The organism is Anabaena sp. AL93 (assembly GCF_001672085.1).
GTDB lineage: Bacteria > Cyanobacteriota > Cyanobacteriia > Cyanobacteriales > Nostocaceae > Dolichospermum > Dolichospermum heterosporum.
Genome location: NZ_LJOU01000010.1, coordinates 1 through 17,530, shown reverse-complemented (window position 1 = coordinate 17,530; position 17,530 = coordinate 1). Strand labels below are relative to the sequence as shown.

At 36.4% G+C, this 17,530-nt stretch carries 15 protein-coding genes; 3 read left to right on the top strand and 12 right to left on the bottom strand.

Going from position 1 to position 17,530, the window contains the following annotated elements:
* The first annotated feature begins 312 nt into the window (after nt 1-312).
* Nucleotides 313-2,310, top strand: coding sequence for an excinuclease ABC subunit UvrB (uvrB, locus tag AN486_RS03975; protein ID WP_290599438.1), 1,998 nt, complete (start codon nt 313-315; stop codon nt 2,308-2,310).
* A 123-nt stretch (nt 2,311-2,433) separates the two neighbouring features.
* Here uvrB and arfB read toward each other — a convergent pair whose 3' ends face one another.
* The 11 genes from arfB to AN486_RS03920 form a co-directional block, all read right to left on the bottom strand.
* A complete protein-coding gene (arfB, locus tag AN486_RS03970) occupies nt 2,434-2,847 on the bottom strand; it encodes an alternative ribosome rescue aminoacyl-tRNA hydrolase ArfB (protein ID WP_039200708.1) in 414 nt (137 codons plus the stop codon).
* A gap of 293 nt (nt 2,848-3,140) precedes the next feature.
* The gene (locus AN486_RS03965; protein WP_053540429.1) at nt 3,141-3,392 is read right to left on the bottom strand and encodes a hypothetical protein; all 252 of its coding nucleotides are present in this window, start codon (nt 3,390-3,392) and stop codon (nt 3,141-3,143) included.
* Nucleotides 3,393-3,466: 74 nt separating this feature from the next.
* Nucleotides 3,467-3,736 (bottom strand): hypothetical protein, encoded by a 270-nt coding sequence (locus AN486_RS03960; protein ID WP_027404600.1) that lies wholly within the window; start codon nt 3,734-3,736, stop codon nt 3,467-3,469.
* Between the two features lie 138 nt (nt 3,737-3,874).
* Complete coding sequence (locus tag AN486_RS03955) at nt 3,875-5,410, bottom strand: HlyD family efflux transporter periplasmic adaptor subunit (protein WP_053540428.1); 1,536 nt, start codon at nt 5,408-5,410, stop codon at nt 3,875-3,877.
* 65 nt (nt 5,411-5,475) lie between these two features.
* Nucleotides 5,476-8,196, bottom strand: coding sequence for a peptidase domain-containing ABC transporter (locus AN486_RS03950; protein WP_290599409.1), 2,721 nt, complete (start codon nt 8,194-8,196; stop codon nt 5,476-5,478).
* A 21-nt stretch (nt 8,197-8,217) separates the two neighbouring features.
* A complete protein-coding gene (locus tag AN486_RS03945; protein ID WP_027404603.1) occupies nt 8,218-8,814 on the bottom strand; it encodes a helix-turn-helix domain-containing protein in 597 nt (198 codons plus the stop codon).
* A 1,554-nt stretch (nt 8,815-10,368) separates the two neighbouring features.
* Nucleotides 10,369-10,755 carry a HetP family heterocyst commitment protein gene (locus tag AN486_RS03940; RefSeq protein ID WP_233455432.1) on the bottom strand — a complete coding sequence of 129 codons (387 nt, stop codon included), beginning with the start codon at nt 10,753-10,755 and terminating at the stop codon, nt 10,369-10,371.
* Nucleotides 10,756-10,814: 59 nt separating this feature from the next.
* Entirely contained in the window at nt 10,815-11,018 is a 204-nt protein-coding gene (locus tag AN486_RS03935) for a hypothetical protein (RefSeq protein ID WP_152608839.1), read from the bottom strand.
* Between the two features lie 260 nt (nt 11,019-11,278).
* Complete coding sequence (locus tag AN486_RS03930) at nt 11,279-11,482, bottom strand: hypothetical protein (protein WP_152540518.1); 204 nt, start codon at nt 11,480-11,482, stop codon at nt 11,279-11,281.
* A 1,778-nt stretch (nt 11,483-13,260) separates the two neighbouring features.
* Nucleotides 13,261-15,660, bottom strand: a complete 2,400-nt coding sequence (locus AN486_RS03925; protein WP_290599408.1) for a GH116 family glycosyl hydrolase — start codon at nt 15,658-15,660, stop codon at nt 13,261-13,263.
* Nucleotides 15,661-15,934: 274 nt separating this feature from the next.
* Nucleotides 15,935-16,225, bottom strand: coding sequence for a barstar family protein (locus AN486_RS03920; protein WP_053540425.1), 291 nt, complete (start codon nt 16,223-16,225; stop codon nt 15,935-15,937).
* 198 nt (nt 16,226-16,423) lie between these two features.
* Here AN486_RS03920 and AN486_RS03915 point away from each other — a divergent pair, with 198 nt between their 5' ends.
* A complete protein-coding gene (locus tag AN486_RS03915; protein WP_168635565.1) occupies nt 16,424-16,798 on the top strand; it encodes a hypothetical protein in 375 nt (124 codons plus the stop codon).
* A complete protein-coding gene (locus tag AN486_RS03910) occupies nt 16,795-17,217 on the top strand; it encodes a type II toxin-antitoxin system VapC family toxin (protein ID WP_053540423.1) in 423 nt (140 codons plus the stop codon). Before AN486_RS03915 ends, AN486_RS03910 begins: the two co-directional genes overlap by 4 nt.
* A gap of 110 nt (nt 17,218-17,327) precedes the next feature.
* Here AN486_RS03910 and AN486_RS03905 read toward each other — a convergent pair.
* On the bottom strand, nt 17,328-17,530 hold a 203-nt coding region (locus tag AN486_RS03905; protein ID WP_290599407.1), incomplete at its 5' end, for a type II toxin-antitoxin system VapC family toxin.

Below are 17,530 nucleotides of genomic sequence, written 5' to 3'. Positions count from 1 at the left end.
TATCTGCGTTTATCTGCGTTCAATTATTTCAAAAATCTTAATTTGCTATCATTCCTATGTAATTACAAGTATAAATTGATATTTAAGTAAAAAAATTTTCTTTTTTTAAAGTTTTGGGGGTTGACTTGCGCCGCTAGGGGTGATATTTTGATAATGGGAGTGCGTGCCTCAATAAAAATTTTATCACCACTCCATTATATTAATATAGCACATCGCCGGCGATGTTGCAAGCCAAACCCCGAAAAAAAAATTTCGCGCCAAACGTAAAACTGAGAAATTGTGTAGAATTGCTAGGTGTAACGTTGAAGCTAGATAATGGATTTTAATCTCCAAGCACCTTTTGTCCCCACCGGTGATCAACCACAAGCGATCGCACAACTTTCTGCTAGTATTCAAACAGGAAATCATTATCAAACATTACTGGGTGCGACAGGAACCGGTAAAACATTTTCCATAGCCGCAGTCATTGAAAAAGTCGGTAGACCTACCCTAGTATTAGCCCATAATAAGACATTAGCCGCCCAGTTGTGTAACGAACTGCGGGAGTTTTTTCCTCATAATGCAGTTGAGTATTTTGTCAGTTATTACGATTACTATCAACCCGAAGCATATCTACCCGTTACTGATACTTATATAGAAAAAACATCAGCGATTAATGAAGAAATAGATATGTTACGACATTCCGCCACTCGTTCCTTATTTGAACGCAAAGATGTGATTGTTGTGGCTTCAATTAGTTGTATTTACGGTTTAGGAATGCCGGCGGAATACCTGAAAGCCGCAATTCGATTACAATTGGGAATGGAAATTGATCCGCGTCAAGTTTTACGAGATTTAACAGCAGTTCAATATACTCGCAATGACATCGAAATGGGGAGAGGAAAATTTCGAGTTCGGGGTGATGTTTTAGAAATTTCTCCTGCTTATGAAGATAGAATTATTAGAGTTGAATTCTTTGGTGATGAAATTGATGCAATTAGATATGTAGATCCTGTGAGCGGGGAAATTCTCCACAGTTTAGAAGCAGTAAATATCTACCCTGCGCGTCACTTTGTTACTCCTAAAGAAAGAGTAGAAATAGCTTGTGAAGATATAGCCACCGAATTAAAACAGCAACAATTAACATTAGAATCAATGGGTAAATTAGTGGAAGCACAACGCATTGATCAACGCACCCGTTATGATTTAGAAATGTTAAGAGAAGTGGGATATTGTAACGGTGTAGAAAATTATTCCCGTCATTTAGCAGGTAGACAAGCGGGAGAACCACCAGAATGTTTAATTGATTATTTTCCCAAAGATTGGTTATTAGTGATAGATGAATCTCATGTTACCGTTCCCCAAATTCGCGGAATGTATAACGGAGACCAAGCGAGAAAAAAAGTATTAATAGATCATGGTTTTCGACTTCCTAGTGCGGCGGATAATCGTCCTTTACAAGCCGAAGAATTTTGGCAAAAAGTCAATCAATGTATTTTCGTTTCTGCAACTCCAGGAAATTGGGAATTGGAAATTTCGGAAGAGAATATTATTGAACAAGTAATTAGACCGACGGGAGTAATTGACCCAGAAATATTTGTGCGTCCCACGGAAGGACAAATTGATGATTTATTAGGAGAAATAAAAGATCGAGTTGACCGTCAAGAAAGAACGTTAATTACTACATTAACTAAACGCATGGCGGAAGATTTGACGGAATATTTAGCAGAGAGGGGAATTAAAATCAGATATTTACATTCAGAAATTAATTCTATTCAACGGATTGAAATTTTACAGGATTTGCGAAATGGTGTTTTTGATGTGTTAGTCGGTGTAAATTTATTGCGGGAAGGTTTGGATTTACCCGAAGTTTCGTTAGTTGCAATTATGGACGCAGATAAGGAAGGATTTTTGCGGACTGAACGTTCTCTAATTCAAACTATCGGCCGCGCAGCCCGTCACATTAGAGGAAAGGCAATTTTATATGCTGATAAATTAACAGGTAGTATGATTAAAGCCATTGATGAAACTGATAGAAGAAGAGGAATTCAAACGGCTTATAATAAATTGCACGGAATTACGCCGCAACCGATTATTAAAAAACAAACTAATTCAATTTTATCATTTTTAGATGCCTCTCGTCGTTTAAATGCAACTGATTTAAAAATGGTTGATGAACATTTAGATGAATTATCGGTGGAAGATATTCCAGAGTTAATTACGTTGTTGGAAAAACAGATGAAGGAAGCAGCGAAGAAGATGGAATTTGAGGAAGCTGGAAAATTGCGCGATCGCATTAAACATCTGCGCGATAAAATGTTAGGACGTTAATATATAATATATGGTATTTGTTGTTTAACGAACCACAGAGGCACAGAGGACACGGAGGAGGAGGGGATGTTTTTATTTTATTTAGGATTTCTGTATATTAGCATTACAGTAATAGTGTCGTGATTATTCTGTGATTTTTCCTCTAGTCAATTTAATTTGTCCCCGCTTGTTTTTACTATCAAGACGTTTTCTTTGAGAACTGCGACTTGGTTTTGTCCGTTTGCGTTTTCGAGGTAACACAGATACACTTTTAATCAGTTCTTGAAGTCGTCTGAAAGCTTCCTCTTTGTTCTGTTCTTGACTGCGATATTCCTGCGCTTTAATAACCACAACTCCCTCAAGGGTAATGCGATGATCTTTCAACTTCAAAAGCCGTTCCTTATAGATTTCTGGTAAGGAAGAAGCCCCAATATCAAAGCGCAAATGAATAGCAGTAGCAACCTTGTTAACATTTTGACCACCTGCACCCTGGGAACGAATTGCACTAATTTCAATATCGCTATCAGGAATAATTACTGTCTGAGAAATTTCTATCATTTAAGTAGGTTAGCATTGAAAATCGTCGTTATGGCAAGGCAAGAGGCACTCATCCAAGAGGCAAGAGTGAAGAGGGTTTGGGCGATTTTACTTTTCTTTACACAGATTGGTTTTATTGTGTTCACCTACTTATTATATGCAGTAATTCATATCTATAATCCTAGATTATAACATACAGCAGTTTTCATATAACTGTAAACAATTATCAGCAAGAACAACAAAAAAGAGGAAGTTTTTACTTCCTCGGAGATAAGCGGTGGGGTGTAAAGAAAAAATAACCACCTAATAATTGTTCACAATACTAAATAGACAGCACTTCTAGCCAGATCAAGAGTAAAAATTTTATTATCGTAGAAACTCAATGGGCCACGATATGCTGTTTGCAAATTATTTATACCATCATAAACAGTCGTTAAAGCAACATCACGTCCACCCAAGAAAGGTAAAGGTATAATACCAGTACCTAAAATTTGTTGTATTTGCCCTGAATTTAAGTCATCCAAAAATATCTTTTCCTGCAAGTCAGAAATTATGATTGTAGCCATGATCTTATTTCCCTATTAAACAGTGAACAGTTTTGGTAAATGTGACAAAATCGCCCTTGAATATGCGGAAATAATTAACGATTTACCCAAGCATTAACTGTCCGAGCATAATCTATCGTATTAAATTTATTATCATGAAAGCTACCGGCTCCTTCATAAGTTGTTGAGATGGTATTTACACCATCATAAACAGTGGTTACAAAAACATTAGGACTTAGCCCTAGAGGGGGATAAAACCCTCCTAAACCTCTTCCTAATAAAACATACAATTCTGGTGGCATTAAATCATCAATAAAGGTTAATAAATGACTAGGATATAGGTCATTTATCACTATTTTCTTCATTGTCTTACCCTCTCATCTTTAGTAATTTCAACTATTTCATTCTGACATTTTTCTCTTAAAAATAATCAAAAAGTTGCATATTAAAGCCTTTAAAAAAAGACATAACTTATTAAATTATGTCTTTGATACTAATTTTATTTAAAGCTCTAAACCACTCTTTTGCAACTTCTTGAATGGATCTAAGATAAAGTCAATAACATGACGCTGACGAATGATTACTTCCGCACTTGCTGTTTGTCCAGAGGTAATAGGAATCCGTTTGTTACCGACTTGAATATAAGGATTTTCTAAAGCGATATCTAATTCATAAGTTTCTATGCGGTTAGAACTATTTTCTTGAACTCTAGAGTTAGGTGAAATCCAACTAATACGTCCTGACACAATTCCGTATTCTTGGAAAGGATAAGCATCAAATTTAATTTTGACTGGCATTCCTGCCTTGACAAAACCACTATTTTGACTAGGCATACGTGCCTTCAGGATCAAGGGAGCATTTTCGGGAGCAATTTGAGCAATCATTTGTCCTACTTGGACAACAGAACCAGATTTTTTAATAGGTAATTCAAAAATTATTCCATCAATAGGAGAACGGATAGTTCGCTGTTTTAGTTGTAAATTTAAGGCTGTAATCTGTCCTTTTGTCTGCATCATTTCTGATTTAAGGGAAATGATTTGATTTTGAATGTCTTTAAACTGTTCTTGACTTTTTAATAAAATTAATTCTCCGCCTTTTAGAGAACTTTTATAACTACTTTCTTCTTCTTGTAACCGTAGTTTTGCCTGTTCAATATCTGATCTAACTTGATTCATTAGTGACTGATAACGACTGACTTCCTCCTTTAGTTTTAACTTTGCTGTTTGCAGATTAAATTTTGCTTCTTCTTGAGAACGTTGACTTTCTTCAGCAATTTTTTCTAATTCTATTATTTTAGTTTGAGCAATTATTCCTTCCTTTAATAGCAGACGATAACGTTGAACTTCCGAAATATCTCGACGTAAGCGACTTGTAGCTAATCTGTAGTTAGTTTGATTAGATTGTATATTCTGTTTTGCCTGATCAATTTGAGCTAATTTTTCCAAATCTTGGAAATTATAAGCACTTTTTTTAGTCTCAAATGTTTGTTTAGCTTGATTAAGTTGAGCAATTTTTTCTAATGATTGAGATTGGTTTTGCTGACGTTGAATATTAATTGACATTAAGACTTGATTTTTTAATATCTCTAGTTGAGATTGGCGATTAATCAACCCCTCTAATTTAGATTGTGCTTGTTGAATTTCTGTTTGTAAAACATCAGATTCCATTGCTAATAAAACTTGTCCAGCTTTAACAGTTGCTCCTTCTTTAACATTGACATTAACAACACTACCAGTTACCGCACTATCTAATTTTTGTGTTGCTCCTTTGGGTTCTATTCTCCCACTAGCATTACCTGTTTCATCAACTTTAGTTAACATTGCCCAAGGCAAAATAATGGTAGCAAAACTAACTAGTAAATACAACATGGAACGAGTCCATGCTTTTGGTAAAGCATCTAATAATTCCTCTGTGCCATAAAACCAATCCTTGGCTTTATCTAATATCTGGATTTGCTGGTTTGTTATTACAGCAGTAGATTCAGGTTGATGCTGCGGCTTTATAGTAGTAGTTGGTTGGGTGTAAACTGACTGTGGCATAAATAATTAGAGAATTTTGGTTATATATCCCCGACTTCTTGAAGAAGTCGGGGATATGGTGAAAATTAATTTTTTTGTGCTAATTGTTGTTGATTAAGATAGAAATAATGTCCTCTTTTGGCGATTAATTGTTCATGTGTACCGCTTTCTACTAAAACACCACGATCTAAGACTAAAATTAGATCAGCATGACGAACTGTGGAAAGACGGTGAGCAATGATTACACTTGTACGTCCTTGCAAGATTTTTTTAAGGTTGTTCTGAATAATCCGTTCTGATTCAGCATCCAGGTGACTCGTGGCTTCATCTAATATTAAAAGTCGGGGATTTCCTAATAATGCGCGGGCAATTGCTAACCGTTGGCGTTGTCCTCCAGATAACATTCCTCCCCCTTCACCAATTTGAGTTTCATAACCCATTGGCATCCTTTTAATAAACTCATCTGCACCTGCAAGTCTGGCTGCTTCTATAATCTCTTCTAAAGAGGCTTCTGGATGAGCAATTGTGATATTTTCCCGAATTGTTCCTCCAAATAAAAAGGTATCTTGATCAACAACTCCAATTTGCGATCGCAAGGAATGTAAGGAAATACTAGTAACATCTTGATTGTCAATCAGAACTCTTCCATCTGTCGCTAGATATAAACCCAAAATCAACTTAGAAAGTGTTGTTTTTCCAGAACCACTGCGACCAACAACTGCTACAGTTTGTTCTGGCAAGATTTCAAAACTGAGATTTTCTAAAATATTAATCTCACTTTCAGGATGATAGCGAAAGGTAACATTATTAAAACTAATTTTCCCCATTAATCTTGGTAGAAATTGCCGAGGTTTATGTTCTAAATCTTCCTCTGGTTGTGCTTCTAAGACATCATTAATTCGTTCTGTGGCGACAATTACTTCCTGTAACTGATTCCACAAAATAATTAATCTTTGGAAAGGCTGAATAATATTGCCTAATAACATATTAAAGGCAACTAATTGACCAATGGTAAGTTGATTTTGAATAACCAACCAAGCTCCAAACCATAATAATCCTGTACTTGCCAAAGATTGAATAGTAGAACTAACTAATTGCAGTTGATTACCAATTACTTGACCACTAAAGTTCTTTTTGATTAAATTATTTAGCAATTCTTCCCAATGCCAACGTACCGTTTGTTCAATAGCCATTGAGCGAATCGAAGAAATGCCAGTCAAGCTTTGAATTAAATAACTATTTTCCAGTGTTCCTGCTGTAAATACCTCCCGACTAATCCGCCGCAAAAATGGTGTAGCAAAGAATGTTAAAATCACAAATGGCGGCACAATTGCTAATGTCATTAATGCCATTGGTGGACTATACCAAAACATTAATCCCACATAAATAAAGACTGTTAGTAAATCCAATCCAATGGAAAGAGCTTCACCAGTTAAAAAACGTTGAATTTTTTGATTTTCTTGGACACGGGAAACAATATCCCCGACATAACGAGATTCAAAAAATGCCAGCGGTAGACTAAATGTATGTTTAATAAAACCTACCATCAAGGCGATACTAATGCGGTTGGCTGTATGATCTAGTAAATATTGTCTTAAGCCATTAATGGCAACCCGAAACAAGCCGAAAATTAACAATCCAAACCCGACAGTATTTAAAGTTAAAACACTGCCTTGAACAATGACTCTATCTAATAGAAGTTGAGTAAATAAGGGCGTGATTAATCCAAATATTTGAATTAAGACCGAAGCCAGGAATACTTCTAGAAGAACTTGAAAATGAGGTTTAACTAAATCCAATAACTGCCAAAATGGCGTGTTAGCTTCTGGCGTTTTTTTGAGGGAAGCTGTAGGTTGTAATAGTAAAGCGTAACCAGTCCAACCTGTGAGAAATTCCTTGGTAGTCAGCCGACGTTGACCAATGGCAGGATCAGCAATAATTACCTGTTTTTTGGTAATTTCATAGACAACAATGTAATGTTTACCTTGCCAATGAGCGATCGCTGGTAAAGGCTGTTGAGCAAATTTATCCAAACTGGCTTTTACCGGACGGGTAGCAAAACCAAGGCTTTCCGCCGCTGCACTCAAACTTCGCATAGATGCACCACTCCGGCTAATATTAGCCAGATCCCGCAGCCGATTAATACTCAGGTTTTTCCCCCAATAACGACCAATCATAACTAAGCAAGCAGCACCACAATCCGCAGCACTTTGTTGTTCAAAAAATGGGTAGCGTTTAGTAAATTTTCGCCACCAATTGCCAGCAATAACAGTAGGAACAGGAAAATATTGAGAGGGTTTCTTTGTTGATGTTGGTGGGGGAATAATTGGTTGAGAGAAATTAACAACTTTACCATTTCTTGGTAATTCAACAATCGGTATATCTGGAGACTTAGGACTGTTAATTAACTCTGCCTTATTCAGCAAGAAATTATAAACAGGAGGAAATTCTCCCATAACCTTTTTCACCGTTTTTTCGGGAAGATAGGCAACCTTTAAATTCACAGAAGCTCTAGCAACATAACTGCTAAAATCTTGGTCTGGAAATAAAGTTAACTCCCCAAATGATGATCCTGGCGTGAGAGTATTAATTAAATTGTTGGAGCTATCAAGCAATCTTACCTTACCCGACAGCACAATATAAATTCCCGGATTGGCTGTAGTCGCTTGCCAAAATTGCTTTGCTACAGGTGGCTCAATAATTTCTAAAGCCTGGATACAATCTTTAACTACTTGATCTGATAATCCATCACCCAAGACTTGCTTAATATATGTAGCTAATTGTTCCTGAGAAAACGCTGATAGCACTTCCTAACCTCCAAAACACTATTATTTATTGGTCTGCATGAGATTAAATGACCAATGAAAACTAGGTTCAGGTAGAGAATGCAAATCACTAATTTTAATTGCTAAATCCTGATTTTCAGTAGTTATCAATGGGGAACTTTTGCGTTTAGTAGACAGTCCCATTTGTTTAAGGAGGCGATTAATGTGGCGATCGCTAATTTGAATTCCCAACTCCTTCGCCAAATGTTTACTCAACCATTGAGCCGTCCAATCACCGAAAGCATAGCCATATTCACGGGGACTACAATTAACTAATTCCTTTAATCTTTCAATATATTCATCATTAACAATCTTTGGTCTACCCAATGGTCGCTGATTCCATTTATGCGCCATCCCCGCCTCAGCAATACCGATCCAGTATCTCGCCATCTCCTGAGAACAACCAATCATTTCACAAATATGAGTTTGCGACTTTCCCATATCTGCTAACAACATAATCTCAATTCGTCGCCGATATTCTGGTTGCGAATTATTTTGTAAATTTTTTAGCAACACCTTTCGCTGAAAAGGTGTTAAAAACTTACTTTCATAATTATCGTAAATATTCACAACCTGATCTTGATGAGAATAAGATGACATAATTCTTACCAGTTGCTTTCTACTTTCAAATTCGGGCAAATTCATCTATTACATCTATTCCTAAAATCCAGATGCAAAAACTTTCACAGATATGCAATATTTAATCTGTAGGATGTTTCCTGAATATTCATTTAATTTTCAATATCTATGTAACAGGCATAGCTGTTGTGTCCCCCCAATAAACAGCATTGTCTGGCAAAACACCCATAAACAAACTCCCAAGATTTAGCTTGCTAATGCCAAAAATCTACATAGGGAATGATATTACCCCTAATTGAGATGGGAGTCTATTGATAAACACTGGTATTTCAGTTAATTAATTGATGCAGTTATAACTAACTAACAATTACGTAACTTTTCAAAAATTGTAGCCTCACACTAAATAAACTTAAGCAGGATGTAATCTATCTCTTACACTATCCTAAAAATAGAAAACTCTCATCAGCAAACTTTCTTAAATATGAAATTGTTTGTCTGATAGCATGGCGTTAGTCATTTAGTTTAGATAAAAAAGTGACAAAGCTTTAGTTCTTATCTTTAAATTCTGCTACATCTTCTTCTAAAATTTATATAAAAAATAAAATCTTCATCTAAACTTCATGAAGACTTTATAGAAAATTCATATTAACTTAAAGTTGTTGACACTCTCCGGTCTAAAGACGCGGAGATTCTATAGAGAGTTTCAGTCTATATCCCTCAGTTATCCCACAAAATTGGGTAATTTATTTTTTGGTGTTCCCTTAATAGCCATTACGGGTTGGGGTAAATAAATTTTTCTTCTTCCTTCTTCCTTCTTCCTTCGCGCTCTTTGCGGCCTAATGCCTACGGCACGCTCCGCGAACGTGGCTCATTTCTTCTTTATCCGTCAAAATTTATTTGACAGACTACTAGGATTAAGTTCTAGTGAAATCAGTAGAGGCGCATTGATATCGCCATTAAGATTATTTATTTGGTTTTAAGAATCCCCGTCTCTTTAGAGAGCGGGGAGTGTCAACGTTATATCAATTGCCAGTTGACATAACAGTAAAAATTTGTAAGTAAGAGCATGATTTGACCATAATCTTTCCCTTTCCTTATCTACCTTAATAACTAAAGTTAGCCAAACCTTAGTTACAGAAAATTTGGTAGTAGAAGTTATCTAGCCATATCAATTTTATTAGGGTAATCCACCACCCCAATTGAAAAGCATTCAGACTTCTTAGGAAAAAGAACCACCTTTAGTTATGGTTCATCAGTCTTAATGAAGAATTTATTTAATTAATCAGGAACTGAATGCCAAAACAATCAGACCCTATCTTTCATATGCAGACGCAAACAGTTTTTTGGGAAAACCGCAATTAGTCTGCTATTTCATGTGCAACCGCAAACAGTTTTTGGGAAAAATGCAATTAGTCTGCCATGAATCTTTGTTTAGGTTGCTATTTCTAATCTATAGGATGTTATCAGTGTGTATTTGCCATTCTGGCAGATTTTTACAACGAAGTCAGTAATTGCAGTTACTCACATTGCCGATCAACTGATCTGAGTAACAAGCAATTACGAGATTATCAGCAACTATGCCGACTTTTTTTCTCTACCGTTGGCGCGTGATTCAGCATGATGCTTACCTCCCACTTCCATATAGGCTATATCCTTAATCTTACTTAAACAGTTAGATGCCAGATTACCTTCGGATCTTTTCTCTGTGGTGGAGTTAGCAATTTTTAGAGTTTCATTATTTTGGGAATTGGAGCGACTCATACGAGCATTTTCTTTGAGAATGCGGTTATAAGTCCGATAAGGGATATAGTGCATTGGATTATAGCCCACGAATCGTAACATTAAAACACAAGCCCAAGAATACTTCCCTGCCAAAATCGCTTCAACTACTTGGTCTAACTGTTCGGGATGGATTTTTGGTTCTAAGTTGTTACCACTGCCAGCAATATCTTGATTCATCATCTTAGTTATTTTTGAATTGAGTAAATAAATTAGTCCAGTTTCTGCAAATGCGATGGTCTTCAGCCAAATTGCTGTTGCGGGAATGACCAGAACCTATAAATAATCAATTGGTGGCAGATGTGGAAAATAGTAACAACTTGTTGCAAAAATACGGTAATTGCCAACACGGATACCTGGATAGAACGGATTTTAGAAAACTGCATCTCTAAAACTACCCGTTGAACTGAGCTAAAAAACGCATTTGACCTGATGATTTTTTTCATAACCTGACCTGTGATTGAAAACCTGATTGTTTTTAATCAAGCCTCTGTACTACTGTGCTTACCGTGTATACCCTGGTTTTCTAGGCAGTTTTACAGTTTTCAATTAGTAATATCTATAGCTCACTCCAGATAATATGTATTAATTGCGTCTGGGCTTCAGATTTATACTTACTAATGAATCAAAGGTAAAAATTTACCAAATTTTCTGATTTCTACCGAGAGGAATTGAGTTTGACGTAGCTTTTCGTAGATGCCGTTGTTTACTGTTGAAACTTCCAAGTGGAAATTTTTGGCTTCACCCTAGTTACTGCTGTATAACTTCTTACCATTGATTCTGCCGCTTTTGCTGTAAAAGCTGACAATTGCACCAGTGGAATCAGGAAAACCATTAATTTCTCAATTTCAAAAGCCACATTTTTATTTATACTATTTTTTGTCGCTAATGTCATCTGCCAAGGTGGCAAGATTTAAGTTAAATTTACTGAACTTATCTAGATATTTACTTATGTCTTGTGCAAGTTTGGGTTTTGTCCCCACTTGGCAAAAAATGAGGGGTGTTACCCCCCACTTTAATCTCAATGGCAGATGTTATCATTGTCATACAAGACGAAAACACCACTAATATGGTCTACCTAAGCTCTTAGTATATAAATAGTTTGAATGAACAGTCATATCCAAATAAATTAAATTTTTATCGAAGAAATAAATGCTTAAATTTACATTTAATTCAGGCAAAGTCCTTGCTATGTAAGCACTTTATGGATTTATAATTTTTATAAATAGATACAAATATCAATTAATAAATAATTCAAAAATTAGTAAAGTATTTTTCTGTTAATAATCTAATATTGCTAACTAATTAATTTTATCAAGATAGTTATTTTTGGATAAAGAAGACATCCAGCTAGATGTGGACAACAAAAACCGTATCACCATGAACATTTAACTATTATCTTATTTGGTTACTCATAGCTATTTATTTATTAGGCATTATTGCCATCAACTGGAATTAGTAGTCTGCTAATTATATGTATACAATTTATTGCTATAAGTAAGATTACAGGATGTTAATTCAGCTAATTCGGTAGGAATAACTATCATTATTTATTGTCAATGGCTGCGGATTCTTTTGGGTAAAGCCGATACTTCGGTATTGAGTCAGGATTGAGTCCCTATGGCTAAGTAATTCTTAATAAATTAAATCGGCTAAAATTTCCAGATGTGAACTGCTGCTATTCAGGGTTGAGCAGGAATTACCAACTCGGATTTTCTGGATAACTTTCCCAAGAATTTCTGATGTAATTGCTTGACAGATAAAAATGAGGAGGTTATAGTGTAACTCCCAAGCTGTTTAAGCTGTTAAACAACAGGTGTATTTTTTCAAGCGATAGCGTTCGCGGAGCGTCCCGGAGGGAACTAGCGCTGTTGCAAGCAGTTCGCTCTGAATCAAAATCTTTGAATATTTGCGAACTAACTGGGAACTTATCGCCAATACTGCCAGTCATAGATACCAACAACCGCGTTTGAACCTGACCAACCTGACTAAATAGCTTGATAAAGCTCCTGCTGTCCTTGCTTTATTCAACTATCCTGCAACTACTGATATTTTTACACAGTTGGAGTTTACTGATAAATTCTCATCTGTCGTCAACTAGATTGGGGAATTCTTTGGTGTAGGTAATTTCAATTTTTTAATCTACCATAGCCCTAAATCAAGTAGGGAATTGGTGATTGTCTTTACTGTGTCTAGGAAAAAAGTTACTTGAAGTGATTACCGTTTTAACGTGCTATCATTGCCACAGCCTCTACCCAACATTCGTGATACAATCAAATTGTCACTAAAGACATAAAAAGCTACCGGGGGACTCTCGGAAAGTTACGCTTGTCAGATATGATTTCGCCCGCCAGGGCCAACGAAATCAGGGCAAGAACCCAAATATTTAAGGAACCCTGCCTGAAACTGGGATAACTGAGGGATATAGACTGAAACTCTCTATAGAATCTCCGCGTCTTTAGACCGGAGAGTGTCAAGTTCTGTGTGGGTTTAGAAGTTATCCTTGTGGCTAAATAAAGGAAAAAAGTGCATCTTAAGACATTTGTTTTCAGATTTAAGTTCCTCAACTCTTAACCATTACTGATTTTTTCGCGCAATTCCGGAAACAACAGGAAAATAAAATTGAATAACAAGAATAACAATATCCCCGACTTCTCTAAGAAGTCGGGGATATAAAGAACTTTGGATTTAAGGAATTAGTAAATAAATTCCCCAAATAGCCATAGCGCGGAGATAGGTACTAGCGCGGAAAGTGCCATTAGCGGTGATTGCTTCCGGGGTGCGAAATTGCAAACCATTGTCGTAAATTTGCCTCACCACAGCCTCAGTTAACCGCATTGCCTCATTTTTCATGTTCATTTGCACCAGGAAAGCTGCTAGACCAAAATTGATTCCCGTCCAAACTTCCAAAGGATGAGTAGAATTGGGATTTTCGGGTAAACCATTGGGAAGAACACCATTAGCAGCGCCAAATTCACCATTTTGAAACTTGAGAAAACAGGAATCATATACTTTTGTTAAGGCAGACAAAGCGCGATCGCTCGGCACAATATCTGGTAAACTCAATAAGCGAGCGTAAAATTGCCCACACAATTGGTCAGCCATAACTACATCAGAACCACTGTCACTATCCAAACGGTAATACTCACCATTCCAAAGCTTCTCCTGATAAATTGGCTTCGATTGACTTAACCAACCTTGATAAATAGACCCTTGCACCTCCACCTCTGCGTCCTCTGCGCCTCTGCGGTTCGTTAAAATCTTAGAAATAGCAATAGCAGCTTCCAAAGCAGATAACCACAAACCACCACAATAAGCGCTGACACCTTGCAAGCGCCAATCATCGAAAGTTTGGTCAGGTGCGCCAGAATTTTCTGGTATACTGTCACCATCGAGATCAAAAGTTTTCACATAATCGAGAGTTTGGACAATAGCATCCCAACAATCTGCTAAAAACTGGATATCATTTGCACCGGTAAACAGAAAATCTCGATATACCTGCAAAACAAAGTCACAACCTAAATCTTTCCACAGGTTGCAATCTTGATAACTAGTATAATTGGTTTTTTCCCAAACGTGTTCATTGGGTGCGCCTAAATCGTGGGGTGTCGCACCGGCAATTTTCCGAACTGCGTTAGGACTTTCCGATTTGATAGTCAGATAATAACCGATAATTCTAGTTCTGTCATCACTTTGGGGAATTGCTCTAGCAAAGGCGCGAATTACCGACTTTTCCAATTCTGGGAATAACATCAATAATCCAAAAGAACCGTATAACCGCACATCTAGACTTTCGTACCAACGGTAATCTAAACATTCTAACACGGCAAATTGACCAACGGGATCAATTTCCGAGGCGGCACTCCAGAGAGTTCCGCCGCTGGTCAAGTCGTAGAGTTCGTTAAATAAAGCCATTTTGAACCAGTCAGGTAAATCTGATTTTTCTAAAATGGGGTTTTGCCAATTTTCGATGAGCGATCGCCAATTCTGATATTCTTTAAGAGCAGTAGTGGCAATCTGCCAAGCATTCTCACCATTACAACCAAAAAAGTCTGTATATCTGCGGTAATAGTTCACCCCCGCTGCAAATTCCGTAACGGGGAAATCCCAACTTAATACAAAAGGAACGTCCAAACTTTCCCCAGGTTGCAAAGTAAAACGCACCGCAATTGCTGCACCTAAACGAGTATTTTCATCTGCGGGAGTTTCATCTAGATAATTAGGTAAAGAACCATTTGCAGAGAAACTTTGCCAAACATCTTCACCATTACCCACAGGATTAAATCGGGAATGATGAAATATTTCCACTTGGGGATTTTTAGTAGTCGCAATACACCAAGTTCCATCTCCTTCTTGAACAGTTCGACTATTAGAAACTTGACCTAAAACGCAACCAAAATATTGATGATCTTCTGCTAAACAATTATAATTTCCTTGACTTTCTCCCCAACGTGGTAGATATTCATAAACTGGACTGCCATCATCTCTAACTCTAACTTCGGGAGATTTCAAAGTATTGGTAAACCAACCCACCATATTTTCCCAAGTTAGCATAATGCTAATAGTAATTGGTGTATTTGTAGGGTTGTGCGCTTTCCACAAAAAAACCGCAACCGGATAACTTGCTTCTTGATAATTATCTGCCCAAATTGGCGAAAATTGCTCACAAGTTAATTGAGTTTTTAAGACATTTTCATAAACAAACCAACTGCGGGGATAAAGTGCATGATATGTACCTGACCCCAACCCGTCCACAGAGAGGGGAGAAGGTGGATACCATTGCCAAGATTGCAGTGTATGATCTTCTGGAGGTTGGGTAGATAATGCGTAAGCTTGTCCCGATTCAAAAATACTAAATTGACAAGCGGGAACGGTTTTGAAAGTATGTTCTCCCCCGTCAATGTGCCACAGGTTAAAGTCTCCCCGTGAAGAACGTCCTATACACCCTGCACCAAAGCCACCAAGAGGCATTCCGTGCCAGGGACCATCATCAATATTACTAGGATAACGGACGGTGTAGGGTTTCTCCCAGCCTAAGCCAATGGGACGTTTCCAGGTACAGGGGGGTATTTGGGGGTGGTTTGTCATGGTTTGAGTTTCACGGGTTGACGCTATGAAGACTAGCGCGATGTGTGATTTTTCTCAAGTCAATCATGAAAATATTTTTATTTCGCTGAAAATTTCCTAATGTTACTAGGAGGTTAGAAAATAAGTAAATTGTCTGATAACATAGCGTGGCGCAAGCCATATCAGGATATCCACCGATTAGAGGATTAACAGGATGTTTTTTAGGAAATATAGGTTTTTGTGAATGATAGAAAATATATTTTTCTCTAAATTATAATTTATAATCATTAAATATTCACAGAAAATCTATAAATAACAATCCTGTACATCCTAAAATCCTGGTAATCCTGATTCTGACAACCACAACAAACAATCTCCAAATAAGAAGCCAGGGAATTAATTCCCTGTCTAAAAGCTCAAGTCGGTTTAAACCGACTATTGGGAATGATTGAATATTACATTTATCAAAAGCATCCCAGTTAGCGCCGAAGTATGTAGGAAATTCCATTGCTTCAGCAGCTTGTTTTAAAAATGTTTGTTTGCTATTAATTTTTTTACCATCAAGATAAAAAACTTTATGATTCATAAATTTGTGGTGAAGAAATATGTTAGCAAAATTGTCTGAATCAGGATATCCAAGATTAAAGGATTTACAGGATGATAAAATATAAAATGGGCGATCGCTAATAAAATTCTATAAATCTTAAAATCATGTAGATGATAATTTTAACTATTTTCAAGTATTATGTTATAATCAATTCAGAGTTAGAAGAGTAAAAATATCATGATTTTAGCTGTTAAAAATGCTCTTTCCACAATTGCACCCAAGTTAACTTATGATGTGTTGATTGAAAATCAAGCAGATGGTACTGTGAAAGCGACATTATTAAGTTTACCAGAATGTCAAGGTTTTGGTGCGACTAAAGAGGAAGCATTAAATAATCTGATTCAACTTGTTCAAGCCCGAAAACCAGAAATAGTAACTTTAGAAATTGAACCAGCTAAAACAGAACATCCTTGGCTGAAATTTGCGGGAATGTTTGAGGATGATCCACATTTTGATGAAGTGCAGGAATATATAGCAGAATATCGTCGTGAATTAGATGCAGAAATGGAGGAATATTACCAAGAAATTGAAAATCAGGAGCATATAAAATGAGTTTATGGGTACTTGATACAGATCACGTTTCTCTCTTTCAACACAGAAATCCATTGATTGTACAGTGTGTTAATAGTGTCAAATTTGAAGAAATTGCCATAACTATAATTACTGCTGAAGAACAATTGCGTGGTAGGTTTAATGTTATTAGAAATGCCTCATCATCGGATAAATTAGTATTAGCTTATGCAAATTTTCAGAATAATTTAGATTTTTTACAAAGTGTGAATTTACTGGAATTTAGCGAAGCTGCTGGTAATATTTACACTAAATTAGTTAAGCAGAAAATCCGCGTTGGTACTCAAGATTTACGCATTGCTGCAATTACATTATCAGTTAATGGAATTTTAGTAACTCGTAATTGGAAGGATTTTGAAAAAGTGCCTAATTTGCGTTTGGAAGATTGGAGTATTAGTTAAAAATGTCTGAATCAGGATACCCAGGATTAGAGGATTAACAGGATGATAAAAAATAAAAATGTCATCTCCAAATAGTGAAAAAGTAACTTTATATAGCTTGTGCTACACTATCAGACAATTTCCCAATCTTCAATTTGTAACCCTTTAACTCGTTTAAATTCCCTGACATTGTGAGTAACTAAAATTAGATTATTCACTAAAGCAATAGAAGCAATTTGTATATCATTTGAACTAATAGGAGTTCCAGAATTTGCTAAATCAGCGCGAATTTTGCCATAATTTTCTGCACATTCATCATCAAAAGGTAAAGAAA

Bases quoted from the DNA above. Each gene is read 5' to 3' on its own strand.
- arfB (WP_039200708.1), bottom strand. From the start codon at position 2,847: ATGATAGAAATTTCTCAGACAGTAATTATTCCTGATAGCGATATTGAA.
- AN486_RS03955 (WP_053540428.1), bottom strand. From the start codon at position 5,410: ATGCCACAGTCAGTTTACACCCAACCAACTACTACTATAAAGCCGCAG.
- AN486_RS03965 (WP_053540429.1), bottom strand. From the start codon at position 3,392: ATGGCTACAATCATAATTTCTGACTTGCAGGAAAAGATATTTTTGGAT.
- AN486_RS03960 (WP_027404600.1), bottom strand. From the start codon at position 3,736: ATGAAGAAAATAGTGATAAATGACCTATATCCTAGTCATTTATTAACC.
- AN486_RS03925 (WP_290599408.1), bottom strand. From the start codon at position 15,660: ATGACAAACCACCCCCAAATACCCCCCTGTACCTGGAAACGTCCCATT.
- AN486_RS03945 (WP_027404603.1), bottom strand. From the start codon at position 8,814: ATGTCATCTTATTCTCATCAAGATCAGGTTGTGAATATTTACGATAAT.
- AN486_RS03920 (WP_053540425.1), bottom strand. From the start codon at position 16,225: ATGAATCATAAAGTTTTTTATCTTGATGGTAAAAAAATTAATAGCAAA.
- AN486_RS03915 (WP_168635565.1), top strand. From the start codon at position 16,424: ATGATTTTAGCTGTTAAAAATGCTCTTTCCACAATTGCACCCAAGTTA.
- AN486_RS03940 (WP_233455432.1), bottom strand. From the start codon at position 10,755: ATGATGAATCAAGATATTGCTGGCAGTGGTAACAACTTAGAACCAAAA.
- AN486_RS03935 (WP_152608839.1), bottom strand. From the start codon at position 11,018: ATGAAAAAAATCATCAGGTCAAATGCGTTTTTTAGCTCAGTTCAACGG.
- AN486_RS03910 (WP_053540423.1), top strand. From the start codon at position 16,795: ATGAGTTTATGGGTACTTGATACAGATCACGTTTCTCTCTTTCAACAC.